The sequence below is a fragment of the Pseudonocardia xinjiangensis genome (assembly GCF_050948425.1).
Taxonomy (GTDB): domain Bacteria; phylum Actinomycetota; class Actinomycetes; order Mycobacteriales; family Pseudonocardiaceae; genus Pseudonocardia; species Pseudonocardia xinjiangensis.
In genome coordinates, this window is record NZ_CP192009.1 from 4,908,863 (window position 1) to 4,921,564 (window position 12,702).

The 12,702-nt window shown below is 72.1% G+C and carries 10 protein-coding genes and 1 pseudogene; 4 read left to right on the forward strand and 7 right to left on the reverse strand.

Features of this window, described 5'->3' with window-relative positions; all coding sequences use genetic code 11:
* Positions 1–33: 33 nt before the first annotated feature.
* Genes ACQPZA_RS23085 through ACQPZA_RS23095 form a run of 3 tightly spaced genes read right to left on the reverse strand, consistent with a single transcriptional unit; the run spans position 34 to position 4,455 of the window.
* Positions 34–828, reverse strand: coding sequence for a TIGR03084 family metal-binding protein (locus ACQPZA_RS23085; protein WP_433273653.1), 795 nt, complete (start codon positions 826–828; stop codon positions 34–36).
* A 34-nt stretch (positions 829–862) separates the two neighbouring features.
* Complete coding sequence (locus tag ACQPZA_RS23090; RefSeq protein WP_433273655.1) at positions 863–2,848, reverse strand: biotin carboxylase N-terminal domain-containing protein; 1,986 nt, start codon at positions 2,846–2,848, stop codon at positions 863–865.
* 8 nt (positions 2,849–2,856) lie between these two features.
* The gene (locus tag ACQPZA_RS23095) at positions 2,857–4,455 is read right to left on the reverse strand and encodes an acyl-CoA carboxylase subunit beta (RefSeq protein WP_433273657.1); all 1,599 of its coding nucleotides are present in this window, start codon (positions 4,453–4,455) and stop codon (positions 2,857–2,859) included.
* 255 nt (positions 4,456–4,710) lie between these two features.
* Here ACQPZA_RS23095 and ACQPZA_RS23100 point away from each other — a divergent pair, with 255 nt between their 5' ends.
* From ACQPZA_RS23100 to ACQPZA_RS23110, 3 genes and pseudogenes are all read left to right on the forward strand, one after another.
* A complete protein-coding gene (locus ACQPZA_RS23100; protein ID WP_169393770.1) occupies positions 4,711–5,196 on the forward strand; it encodes a MauE/DoxX family redox-associated membrane protein in 486 nt (161 codons plus the stop codon).
* Positions 5,193–5,996, forward strand: coding sequence for a DsbA family protein (locus ACQPZA_RS23105; protein ID WP_433273659.1), 804 nt, complete (start codon positions 5,193–5,195; stop codon positions 5,994–5,996). Before ACQPZA_RS23100 ends, ACQPZA_RS23105 begins: the two co-directional genes overlap by 4 nt.
* Before the next feature lie 124 nt (positions 5,997–6,120).
* Positions 6,121–6,587: pseudogene (locus tag ACQPZA_RS23110) on the forward strand (DUF1348 family protein).
* Between the two features lie 352 nt (positions 6,588–6,939).
* On the opposite strand, the gene ACQPZA_RS23115 reads toward ACQPZA_RS23110, so the two are convergent.
* Both ACQPZA_RS23115 and ACQPZA_RS23120 read right to left on the reverse strand, forming a co-directional pair.
* Positions 6,940–7,275 (reverse strand): winged helix-turn-helix domain-containing protein, encoded by a 336-nt coding sequence (locus tag ACQPZA_RS23115; protein WP_433273661.1) that lies wholly within the window; start codon positions 7,273–7,275, stop codon positions 6,940–6,942.
* On the reverse strand, positions 7,272–7,724 hold the full coding sequence (locus ACQPZA_RS23120; RefSeq protein WP_433273663.1) for a hypothetical protein: 453 nt from the start codon (positions 7,722–7,724) through the stop codon (positions 7,272–7,274). The genes ACQPZA_RS23115 and ACQPZA_RS23120 overlap by 4 nt, the downstream gene beginning before the upstream one ends.
* Positions 7,725–8,091: 367 nt before the next feature.
* On the opposite strand from ACQPZA_RS23120, the gene ACQPZA_RS23125 reads away from it, so the two are divergent.
* Entirely contained in the window at positions 8,092–8,877 is a 786-nt protein-coding gene (locus ACQPZA_RS23125; RefSeq protein WP_433273665.1) for an SGNH hydrolase domain-containing protein, read from the forward strand.
* Here the strand turns inward: ACQPZA_RS23125 and ACQPZA_RS23130 are convergent.
* Both ACQPZA_RS23130 and ACQPZA_RS23135 read right to left on the reverse strand, forming a co-directional pair.
* Positions 8,782–9,633, reverse strand: coding sequence for an arylamine N-acetyltransferase family protein (locus ACQPZA_RS23130; protein WP_433282947.1), 852 nt, complete (start codon positions 9,631–9,633; stop codon positions 8,782–8,784). The two genes, ACQPZA_RS23125 and ACQPZA_RS23130, sit on opposite strands and share 96 nt — an antisense overlap.
* A gap of 274 nt (positions 9,634–9,907) precedes the next feature.
* Complete coding sequence (locus ACQPZA_RS23135; RefSeq protein WP_433273667.1) at positions 9,908–12,694, reverse strand: glycoside hydrolase family 2 TIM barrel-domain containing protein; 2,787 nt, start codon at positions 12,692–12,694, stop codon at positions 9,908–9,910.
* Positions 12,695–12,702: the final 8 nt, after the last annotated feature.

A 12,702-nucleotide genomic window follows, 5' to 3' on the forward strand; every position in this document is an offset into this window, starting at 1 on the left:
CCGAGCAGTTGCCGATGCGCACGACGCGCCTGCTCACGCCGGCCCTCCCGCGAACTGCCCGGGCTCGCGACCCGTGCCCGCCGTCCCGGCGAACGCCTGCCCGATCTCGACCCACTCCCGGGCGGCCGGGCCCGTGACCTCCAGCGCGAGGTCGTCACGGTGGCGCCGCTGGGTGACGAGGAGGGCGAAGTCCAGCGCCGGGCCGGCGATCCGGTTCGCGGCGTCCGCCGGACCCCACGTCCACACCGACCCGTCGGGGGCGTCCAGCTCGACCCGGACCGGGACGTCGGGCAGCGCACGGTCGTGGACCGCGTAGCTGAACGCCCGGGCTCCGACGCCGATGTGGGCGACGTGCCGCAGCCGCGCACTCGGCTCCCGCACGACCCCGAGCGCGTCGGCGACGTCCTGCCCGTGCGCCCAGGTCTCCATGATCCGTGCCGTCAGCGACGACCCCGCGCTCATCTCCGGCCCGAACCACGGCACCCGCAGGCGCGGATCGAGCCCGCGGAACGTCTCGACCAGCCGGTCGCGCGACCGGTCGAACCAGTGCAGCAGCTCGGCCCCTGACCGGTCGCGGTACCGGGCGGCGACGGCGTCCGGGTCCACCCCGCCCGCGGCCTCCACCCGCTGCCGCTCGGCGCGGAAGCCGTCGGGATCAACGGCAGACTGCACGGCCAGGTCGTCGAAGAAGGCCAGGTGGGAGACCTGGTCCGCAACCGTCCACCCCACGGCGGGGGTGTCGCGCCGCCACCCGGCCTCCTCCAGGCCGGCGACCATCGCGCGCAGGACGGCGGACTCGGCCGCGAGGTCGTCGGCGAGCTCCGTCATCGATACCGGCATCGGCTGCTGCCTCCCGCGCTGGTCATCGTCGACCGTCCACGTCGGCCTCCTCCACCACGGCCAGCACCTGCCCGGTGTCCACCTGGGCGCCGGGCGCGACCGCCATCTCGGCGACGATCCCGTCGACCGGCGCTGCGACGGTGTGCTCCATCTTCATCGCCTCCAGCACCACCAGCGGCTGCCCCGCGGTGACGGCATCGCCGGGGCCGGCGAGCACCCGCACCACGCCGCCGGGCATGGGCGCCAGCAGCGAGCCGGGGTGGGCGACGGCGTTCGGATCGGCGAAGCGCGGCACCTCGGCCAGTGCGGCGGACCCGTCCGGCCCGTCCACATAGGACCAGCCGGGCACGCGGTGCACGGCGTAGGTCCGCCGCACGCCGCCCACCTCCAGGTCCACGGCATCCGGTGCCGCCCCCAGGAGCCGGACGGGCAGCGGCTCGCCGTTCACCGCCAGCTCCAGCCCGGCCCGGCGGAAGGCGTAGGTGACCTCGAACGCCTGCTCGCCGAGGGTGTAGCCGGCGCGCTGCGGCGGCCCGCCGACGTTGCGCCAGCCGGACGGGAAGCCGCCCAGCACCCGTGCCGACGCCCGGTTCGCGGCCTGGGCGGCGAGCGCGGCGGCCGCGGCGTGCACCGGCCCACCGGCGGCCCCCGCACCGAGCGCGCGAGGGTCGTGCCTGGCCAGGTAGCCGGTGTCGGTGCGCCCGGCGAGGAACTCCGGCTCGCGGAGGATCCCGACGAGCAGGTCCCGGTTGGTCGTCACGCCGTGGATCTCGGCCCGCTGCAGCGCCCGGGCCAGCACCCGCACCGCCTCGACGCGGGTGCGGCCGTGGGCGATCACCTTGGCCAGCATCGGGTCGTAGTGGGTGCCGACGACCGAGCCGTCGGCCACGCCCGAGTCGACGCGCACGCCGGGCAGCGCCGGGACGCGGAAACGGTGCAGCGTCCCGGTGGCGGGCAGGAAACCCGCGGCGACGTCCTCGGCGTAGAGCCGGACCTCGACCGCGTGCCCGGTGATCGCGGCGCCGGTGACCTCCGGCGGCAGCGGCTCCCCCTCGGCCACCCGCAGCTGCAGCTCCACCAGGTCCAGTCCGGTGACCAGCTCGGTGACCGGGTGCTCCACCTGCAACCGGGTGTTGACCTCGAGGAAGAAGAAGCGCCCCTCCCGGTCCAGCACGAACTCCACGGTCCCGGCGCCGGTGTAGCCGATCGCCTTCCCGGCCGCCACGGCCGCGGCGCCGAGCTCGGCACGCAGCGCGTGGTCGACGACCGGCGACGGGCTCTCCTCGACGATCTTCTGGTAGCGGCGCTGGATGGAGCACTCCCGCTCGAACAGGTGCACGACCTCGCCGTGGGCGTCGCCCAGGATCTGCACCTCGACGTGGCGGGGGTCGACCACGAACCGCTCCAGGAACACCGTCCCGTCGCCGAACGCCGACGCGGCCTCCCGCCGTGCACCCTCGACGGCCGCCGCCAGCTCAGCGGGCTCCGCGACGGTCCGCATCCCACGTCCGCCACCGCCGAACGCGGCCTTGACCAGCACCGGGAACCCGATGCCCGCGGCGACCGCGGCCAGGTCGGTGTCCCCGGTGACGACGGCGCCGGGCAGCACCGGCACCCCGGCCTTCTCCATCAGAGCCTTGGCCTCGAGCTTCGACCCCATCGACGCGATCGCGTCCGGCGAGGGTCCGACGAAGGTCAGCCCCGCCTCCGCACAGGCCCGGGCGAAGCCGGCGTTCTCGGACAGGAAGCCGTACCCGGGGTGCACGGCGTCGGCGCCGGTGGCCCTGGCCGCGGCGACGACCAGGTCGCCGCGCAGGTAGGTCTGCGCCGGGGCGGACCCGGGCAGCCGCACCGCCTCGTCGGCCAGCCGGACGAAGGGGGCGTCGGCGTCCGGGTCGGAGTACACGGCCACGGTGGCGACACCCATCGCGTGGGCGGTGCGCATGATCCGCGCGGCGATCTCCCCGCGGTTGGCGACCAGGAGCTTCGAGATCCGGGTGGACGGCATGGGGGCGCTCACATCCGGAAGACGCCGAAGCCGCGGCGGCCGGCGACGGTGGTCGAGTGGACGGCGGACAGCGACATGCCGAGCACGGTCCGGGTGTCGCGGGGGTCGACGATGCCGTCGTCGTAGAGCCGGGCGGTGATGTGGAAGGCGTGCGACTCGGCCTCGATCTGGGCCTCGATCGCCGCGGTCCGCCGCCGGTCGGCCTCCTCGTCGAACGGCTTGCCCTGCGACTCCGCCGAGGCGCGTCCGACGATCGACATCACGCCCGCGAGCTGCGCCGCGCCCATCACGGCCAGCTTGGCGCCCGGCCAGGCGAACAGCAGCCGCGGGTCGTACCCGCGGCCGGACATGCCGTAGTTGCCCGCCCCGAACGACGACGCCATGGTGATCGTCAGGTGCGGCACGGTGCTGTTGGTGACCGCATTGATCATCTTCGCGCCGTCCTTGATGATCCCGCCCTGCTCGTACCGGGCCCCGACCATGTATCCGGTGGTGTTCTGCAGGAACACGAGCGGCGTGTCGGTCTGGTTCGCGAGCAGGATGAACTCGCTGGCCTTCTTGGCCTCCTCGCTGAACAGCACGCCGCGGTGGTTGGCGAGCACGCCCACCGGATAGCCGTGGATGCTCGCCCAACCCGTGACGAGGGAGGTGCCGTAGAGCGGCTTGTACTCGTCGAAGTCCGAGCCGTCGACGGTGCGCGCCAGCACCTCGCGGGGGTCGAACGGCACCTTCGGGTCCGGGGGGATGATCCCGAGGATCTCCTCCGGGTCGTAGCGCGGCGGTTCAGCGGTCGCCGACGGCGGCGGCCCGAGCTTGCGCCAGTTGATCCGCGAGATGATCTGCCGGCCGAGCCGGATGGCGTCGTGCTCGTCGACGGCGAAGTAGTCCGACAGCCCGGAGACACGGGAGTGCATCTCGGCGCCACCGAGCGACTCGTCGTCGGACTCCTCGCCGGTAGCCATCTTGACCAGCGGCGGGCCGCCGAGGAACACCTTCGCCTGGCGGTCGACCAGCACGGCGTAGTCGCACATGCCGGGCACGTACGCACCTCCCGCGGTCGAGTTCCCGAAGACGATCGCCACGGTCGGGATGCCCAGCGACGACAGCTCGGTGAGCTCGTGGAAGATCCGCCCGGCCGGCACGAACAGATCGGCCTGCGTGGGCAGGTCGGCACCACCGGACTCGACGAGGTTGACCACCGGCAGCCGGTTGACCCGGGCGATCTCCAGCGCGCGCAGCGCCTTGCGCAACGAGTAGGGGTTCATCGCGCCGCCACGCACGGTGGGGTCGTGGCCGACGACCATGCACTCCACACCGCAGACCACGCCGATCCCGGTGAGGACGGACGCGCCGACGGTGAACCCCGTGCCCCACGCCGCCAGCGCCGAGAGCTCCAGGAACGGGCTGTCCGGGTCGAGCAGCAGCTCCAGGCGCTCACGGACCGGGAGCTTCCCCCGCTCGCGGTGCCGCTGGGTGTAGCGCTCGCCGCCGCCCGCGACGACCAACTCCAGCTGCTCGTCCAACTGCGCCAGCACCTCGAGCTGGGCCGTGCGGTGGCTCGCGTACGTCTCGGAGGACACGTCGAGCTGCGACCTCAGTACGGTCATCGGGCTCCCTGGTAGTGCCCGGCGTGCAGCTCCCGGACCACGTGCTTCTGGATCTTGCCATTGGACGGGGGCGGCGGGGCGTCGACCGTACCGCGCGGTTCCAGGTGCGGCCGGGCGCCACGGGGTCATGAGCGGCACGGGCGAGTCGAGCAGGCGGCCGACCGCTGATCCGCCCCGCACCGCGTGATGCTTCTCCCCCGGGGACTCACATTTTCCGGCGGTAGCCTCGCGAGCGTGGCGCGTCCCTCGACCCGAATGCTCGACACCGTCGGCACCCTCGCCCGGCTGGGGCTGGCTGCCGTGTGGCTCGTGTCGGGCGCGATCAAGCTGGCCGACCCCGGGGGCACCGTGGCGTCGGTGAAGGCCTACGAACTGATCCCGGACGGCCTGGTGAGCGTGGTGGCAGGGGTGCTGCCGTTCCTGGAGCTGGCGCTCGGCCTGCTGCTGGTGCTCGGCGTCGGCGTCCGCCTGGTGGCGGTGCTGTCCGGGATCGTGCTGCTCGTCTACATCGCCGGCATCGCGCAGTCGTGGGCCCGCGGCCTGACCATCGACTGCGGCTGCTTCGGCGGCGGCGGGCAGGTCGCGGCGGGCCAGACGCACTACCCCGAGGAGATCCTGCGCGACACCGGGTTCCTGCTGCTCGCCGTGTGGCTCGTCGTCCGGCCGAGGACGTTCGCCTCCGTCGACGGCTGGCTCATCCGCTCGCAACCGGAACCCGTGACACTGGAGAACGCATCGTGAGCAACACCCAGCAGAGCAAGGGCACAAAGCGGAAGTCGGCCTCGTCGGGCCGGGCGGTCGCCGCCGCCCGGGCCGACCGCGACAACAAGCGCAAGAACATCGTCGCCGCCATCGTGATCGTGGTGATCGCGGCGGCGGTCTTCGGCGGGGTCTTCCTCCAGAAGCAGAAGGCCACGACCGCGGCACAGTCGGTCATCCCGGCGGTGACGGTGGCCGGTGCCGCCCAGTACCCGGTGGTGCTCGACCCGGCGACGGCCACCGTGCTGGCCGGAAAGCCGACCGCACCCACCACGATCGACGCGTACGAGGACTTCCTCTGCCCGATCTGCGGGGAGTTCGAGTCGGCCAACTTCCCCGCCATGGAGAAGCAGCTCGAGGCGGGCACCATCAAGGTCCGCTACCACATGCTCAACCTGCTCGACGACCGCTCGACCCCGTCGGGCTACTCGACGATGGCCGCGAACACCGCGCTCGCGGTCGCCGCGGCGGCACCGGACAAGTTCATCGACTTCCACGACAGCCTGTTCAGCAAGCAGCCCGAGGAGAACGGACCCGGCTGGACACAGGCCCAGCTGTCCAACCTGGCCGGGCGGCTCGGCGTCAGCGGCCCCGCCTTCGACTCCGTGGTCAACGGCAACACCTACGGCGCCAAGATCCAGTCGAACCTGACCGCCGCGGAGGCCGACCCCGCCCTCCAGCAGCAGGGCGCCTTCGGCACGCCGACCGTGGTGGCGAACGGCAAGGTCGTCAACTGGCAGCAGGACCCCAACTGGCTCAGCTCGGTGGTCCCGACCCACTGACCGGCGCGGTCGTACACATCGCTCGGACGCGTGATGCCTTGCTGTATCGCGGCTCTTAACGTGGGGCTCGGCGCCCGGTCCTCCGGGACCGTCGCCGTTTCCTACGAATGATCGAGGAGCTGGCATGGCCGACCGCTACCCGATTCCCCCCTACACGCTGGAGACGGCGCGGGAGAAAGCGCGCCTCGCCGAGGACTCCTGGAACAGCCGCGACCCGGAGAAGGTGGCGCAGGGGTACACGATCGACTCCCGGTGGCGCAATCGTCACGAGTTCCTGCACGGGCGCGACGAGATCATCGCCTTCCTGACGCGGAAGTGGGAGCGAGAGCTGGAGTACCGGCTGATCAAGGAGCTCTGGGCCTTCGAGGGCGATCGGATTGCCGTTCGCTTCGCCTACGAGTGCCACGACCTGGACGGGAACTGGTTCCGCTCCTACGGCAACGAGAACTGGAGTACGACGAGCACGGCGTCATGGCTGTCCGGCACGCCTCCATCAACGACCTGCCGATCACCGAGTCGGAACGCGCCTACCACTGGCCGCTCGGTCGCCGTCCGGACGATCACCCGAGCCTGAGCGACCTGGGCTTCTGACCCCGTCACCGGCCGGGGACGCTCCGTCGAGGCGGATGATGTCGTCCCAGTGGAGGGTGCGGTCGGCGACGGCATCCAGCAGCGGCTGGTCGTGGGAGATCGCGAGTCGCCCCGACCGCGTCCTCGCAGAGCGGGCGTGCTCCTCGCAGACCCCACAGCCCCTGCGACGAACCCACCCAGGCTGCGAAGACGCCCCACCACCCCGCGAGTCGCCCGGTTCGCGCGCCCACCCCCCGCCACGTCCTCGCAGAGCCGCTGCACTCCTCGCAGACCCCACAGCCTCTGCGACGAGCCCACCCGGTCTGCGAAGACCTCGACCACCGCGCCCGCCGGGTCGGGTCAACGGGTCGGGTCAGCGCGTTTCCCGCGGGCCGGCGCCGGCTGCGGACACGGAGGGCGCGCGGTTGACCAGTTGCCGCAGGGCCTCGACGTGACCGTCGAAGGCCTTGCGGCCTTGCGGGGTCAGGGAGACCAGGGTGTGCCGTCGGCGGCCGGCGCCTTCCTTGCGGATCTCGGCGTACCCGGCCTCGCTGAGGGTCGAGACCTGCTTGGAGAGTGCGGAGTCGGTGAGCTCCATGCTCTCCTTGAGGAAGCTGAACTCCGCCCACTCGGTGGCCGCGAGGAGTGCCATCAGGCCCAGCCGGGTCGGCGGATGGATCAGCTCGTCGAAGCCGGCTGGGACGGTCATGCCATCGCCCGGCGCAGGAGCAGTCGGTACAGCGGCTCGGTGATCGCCATGAAGGCGACGAACAGCGCGCCGACGAGGGTGTTGCGCAGCGGGATGTCGGCCTGGTCGACGAGCCACATCACACCGAAGAGGAGGGCGCCTGCGGCGAGCGCCATGCCACCGAGGGCGGCCCAGAACCGGCCCGTCATCTGGGACTTGTGCATGACGACCGTGCTGCGCCGCCCGGCGCGGGTGAAGCAGACCAGCGCGGCGACCATGCCGACGCCGAAGAGAGTCAGCCGCAGAACCGAGGACACCGGTAGGTCCAGTGCCGCGAACGCGACGAGCATCGCGAGCATGCCGGTGGCGTCCCAGCCGCGGTGCCGGCCGCGGGACGCGCCGTCGATGACCTGGCTGCGGCGCTTGGCGACCTCCGCGAGGCCGGCCTGGGCGTCCTCGATGTGGTTCATTCCGATCCCCTCCGACGTTTGACTTGCCTGGCAGGAAAGTTATCACTCGACTTTCCTTCCGGGCAAGTCAAACGTCGGCCTAGTAGGGTTCCGGCTGCGTCGACGTGTTCTTCCTGCTCACCGGGTTCCTGCTCACCGGAAGGCTGATGCGGGCGGCCGAAGCGGGCACTCTCGACGTCGGCGGCAGCGGAGCCGCACGCACAACCATGACCAGCGTGGTGCAGCCCTTCTGGTCGCTGTCCATCCAGGCCAGGTCTTCCTGCTCTGGCCGCTCCTGGTCGCGGTCGTCGCGGTCAGCTGCACCGGCTCGCGCCAGCCGGCCGGTACGCGCGCCGGCTACCGGATCGCCGCTGCCGGCACGGCGGCCGTGCTGCTCGTGGCCGTCACCTGGCAGGTCGTCGGAGTCCGGGCACCGGAGACCGGCGCGGAACCGGGCGACGCCACCCACCCCGGCGCGATGGCCCTCCGGACCGGAGCCGTGGACCCGGCACCCCTGCTCCCGCCACCCGTGTCGATCTACGACGACTGGGTGCGGATCGAGAACTGGGACTGCACGCCCATGGCGGCCTTCCCCATGGACAGGTGCACCCTGCCGACGATCGAGCCGCCCGCGCGACGGGTCGTTCTCGTCGGCGACTCGCACGTGCAGCAACTCTCCGGAGCGGTCGTGCCGATCGCCTGGGAGAGCAACCGGCGGCTGACCGCGATCGTCCGCGGAGCCTGCCCCTTCTGCACCGCGTCTGAGGTCGTTCCCGGCGAACCCGACTGCCTGGCCTGGAACGCCGCGGCGATGGAGGAGATCCTCGCCATGCATCCCGACACCGTCATCACGCTGGCCAGCCGGGACGTGCGCGCCGGGCTGACCGAGCAGACCCCGCCGGGGTTCGTCGAACAGTGGCGCCGACTCGACGCCGCCGGGATCCCCGTGGTGGCCCTGCGGGACACGTCCCGGTTCCCCCACTCCGTCCGCGACTGCGTGCAGACCCGGCCGGACGACCTCGACTCCTGCGGAACCGCGCGCGCCGACGTCTCCGCGCGACGCCGTAGCGGCAATCGGTCAGAAAAGGCGGGTGAGGGCTGTGTCGAGGTCGGGAAGTTCGGAGAGATCGAGCAGGAAATGCTCCTCCAGCGCAGTCCGGACCGCAGCGGGTGACTCCAGGTCGCGTCGCTCCGACGGGCCGCCGAGATGATGCACGGCGAGGCTGGCGCCGCCGGACTTGGTGCCTTTGAGGGTGAAACGGCGATCGGAGTCCGGACGCCCGATCAACAGCCCGTTGACGAACTTGGAATCGGGGTGGTGCGCGTTGTACCAGCTACTGACCTCGTAGTCCGCGAGATACTGCTCGGCGAGGTCGAACCGGTACAGCGTGCGCCACTGACTGCCCGTCCGGGCCTCCATCACGAGGGCTCGCCCGTCCGGCCGGAGACGGAACGGCTCGTGCGGCGTGGCCTGTTCCACGTCGGGTTCGAGCGCCAGCACTCCGGTGAGCGTGAGGACACCGAAACCGACGTCGACGATGTGCGGGCCTTCCGGCAGGTCGACCTGCAGCAGCATGTGGCTGCGCGGGGGCATCGGCGCGCCGGCGTCCCGGTTCCACAGCACCCGCGCGGCAAGGCCGGTCGTCGTGTAGCCGAGGGCGTCGAGCACCCCACGGAGCAGCATGTTCTGTTCGAAGCAGCCACCGCCACGGGCCCGGTGGACGAGCTTGGCGGTCAGGGTGGCCGGGTCGAGCCGCACCTCCCGCCCGGTGAACTTGTCGAGGTTCTCGTACGAGATCGACCGCGCGTGCCCGGCGACGATCCGCCGCAGGGTCGCGAGATCGGGGGCCGGGGCATCGGTCTCCGCACCGGGCATGCCGATCCGGCGGAAGTAGGCGGCGAGGTCGGAGCCGAGCACGGGTGCGTCCATGACGCTCACGGATTCGTCCGCGGCGCTGGACCCGGTGTGGACAAGGGCCATCGGTTCGTCGTCCAATCCGTTCCGACGTGATGCACACGGAGGTACTGGACGTTTGCCCTGGGCTCGAACCTCTCCGGTGCCTGTACTACAGGTATACCGCCATGTTTTGTGTCACGGTCGGTGGTGTCCACCACGCCCGCGTTTCGAAGCCGTAAGCTTTCGGAGCCGTAGTGCTGTTATGGCCCCTTTCCGGTAGCAGTACGGCTCCGAAACGCCCGTAATGTCAGCGGAAGGTGAGCTGGAAAGTCGCCGGGTGTGCGTGCAGCTGGTATCGCGGCAGCACGCCCGGGCCGCACGACTCGGTGCCGAGCCCGTTCTGCGCGATGTCGAGGTTCAGGTGCACCAGCGGGCCGGGCACGAGCTCGGCCGCGTGCCGGGCCTCCGCCAGCTCCTCGCTGGTCCAGCGCCGGGCCGTGAGCTCGAACGTCGGGCTGCCCTCGATCCGCAGGCCGCGCCCGTCGGCACCGGTGAGCGTCGCCCACCGGACGCAGGCGCGGTTCCCGTTCTCCTGCGGGACGACGTACGGGGTCTGCATCTCGTCCACGGTCGAGCTGAACCGGCCCACCCTCGCGGCCTGCCGGCTGTCGGCGTACACCTCGCCGGGCCCGAGCCCGAACCACGTGACGCGGTCCAGCGCGGCGGGCAGGGCCATCCGCAGGCCGAGCCGGGGCAGGGTGCAGGGCCACTCCCCCTCCGGCTCCACGTCGACGTGCAGGTGCACCGCGTCCGGCTCGACCGTCCAGCGGTAGGTGGCGAACATCCCGAACGCCTGCGCGGGCGGCGCGACCCTGCTGCGCACCACGACCTCGTCCGCGGCGTGCTCGACGCTGATCACGCGGTGCTGGAGGCGGTGCAGGCCGGCGGCCCGCCACGCCTTCGCCTCCACCGGCTCGTCGTTCTCCGTAGGGGCGCGCCACAGGTCCAGCCGCGGCCCCGCGACGGGGTATCCGCCGAGCTCGCGCAGCGTGCCGTCGACGGGGTCGAACACGGGAGCGGCGAACGACCGGGACTGCGCAATCCCGCCGTCCGGGACTCCGGAGGCGGTCGCGCTCACCGGCACCTGCCCCCACCCGACGACGTGCCCCGCCGCGGCCCACGGCGCGTCATCGGCCAGTGCCGCGGTGACAGTGAGCCACGACTCGCGCAACGTGGCGGGCAGCTGCGGCACCGGCAGGCAGACCGACGCGCCCGGTGCGACCTCGGGCACGTCCAGCACGCCGGACGCCCGCGGCTCCCCCTCCTCCTCCAGCACCCACGTGAACGTCAGATGGTCGAGCCCGATGACGTCGTGGTGGTTCTCGATCGTGAGGCCCTCCGAGCGCTGCGAGATCCGCACCGGCTCGATGACCTTCGCGAGCTCGAGCAGCCCGGGCGACGGCGTGCGGTCGGGGAAGAGCAGGCCGTCGATGACGAAGCTGCCGTCGTGGATCGGCTCGCCGAAGTCGCCGCCGTAGGCGAAGTACTCGCGGCCCCGGGCGTCACGCCGGGCGATGCCGTGGTCGATCCACTCCCACACGAAGCCGCCGTGGCAGGTCGGGTACCGCTCGAACAGCTCGCGGTACTCCAGCAGGCCGCCCGGGCCGTTGCCCATCGCGTGGGCGTACTCGCACTGGACGAACGGCATCCCGCCGGCGCGCCCGATCTGCTCGACCTCGGCGTGGCTCGCGTACATCCGGCTGTGGACGTCGACGTACTCGCACGCGCGGTCGCCCTCGTAGTGCACCGGGCGGGTGGGGTCGCGCCGGTGGACCCACTCCGCCATGTCGGCGAGGTTCTTGCCGGTGTGGGCCTCGTTCCCGAGCGACCACATGATCACGCTCGGCCGGTTCTTGTCGCGCTCGACCGTCCGGGTCATCCGGTCGAGGCAGGCGTCGCGCCACTGCGGGTCGCCGGTGGGGTTGCGCTCCCAGCCGACCGCGCTGAACCCGTGGGTCTCCAGGTCGCACTCGTCGACCACCCAGAGCCCCAGCTCGTCGCACAGGGCCAGGAACGCCGGGTGCGGCGGGTAGTGGCTGGTCCGGACGGCGTTGATGTTGTGCTGCTTCATCAGCAGGACGTCGGCCCGCGCCGTCTCGTACGGGACGGCCCGCCCGTGCTCGGGGTGGAACTCGTGCCGGTTCACGCCCCGGAACATGATCGGCAGGCCGTTGACCGTGATCCGGCCGTCGGTGATCGCGACGGTGCGGAACCCGATCCGCACCGGCACCCGCTCGGTGTCCGTGGCGAGGGTGCCGTCGTAGAGGCGCGGGCTCTCGGCGCTCCACGGCTCCACCACGCCGGCCTCGATCGGCTCGTCGACGGCCCTGTCGACGATGCCCAGCTCAGGAACCGACAGCCGGGCAGGCGCCGTGGTCTCCACGCGCAGCAGGCCGTGGCCGGTGGTGTGGTCGTAGTCGGCGCGCAGCCAGTAGTCGTCGATGCCGCCTCGCGGCCGCGCGACGAGCGTGACGTCGCGGAAGATCCCCGAGAGCCACCACATGTCCTGGTCCTCGAGGTAGCTGCCCGACGACCACTGGTGCACGCGCACGACGAGCAGGTTGGGGCCGGTCCGCAGCACCGCGCTCACGTCGAACTCGGTCGCCAGCCTGCTCCCCCGCGTGACGCCCAGCTCGGTGCCGTTGAGCCACACCCGCCCGCACGAGTCGATCCCGTCGAACCGCAACAGTGCCGCGAGCCCGGCCCACTCCTGCGGGACGTCGAACACGAGGCGGTGGTCGCCGGTCGGGTTCTCCGACGGGACGAAGGGTGGGTCGATCGGGAACGGGTAGGCGACGTTGGTGTAGGCGGGGCTGCCGTGCCCGTGCAGCTGCCAGTGGGACGGCACCGGCAGCAGCGACCAGCCGGAGTCGTCGAAGTCCTCGCGCTCGACGCCGTCGGGCGCTGCCGCCGCGCTCGGCGAGAGGTGGAAGCGCCACTGCCCGCCCAGATCGAGCGACGGCGCGTCGGAGGCGAACCAGGCACGAGCCGGACGGGCACCGTGGCCCGGTGCCGGGTCGTCGATGTAGGACATGCGGGCAG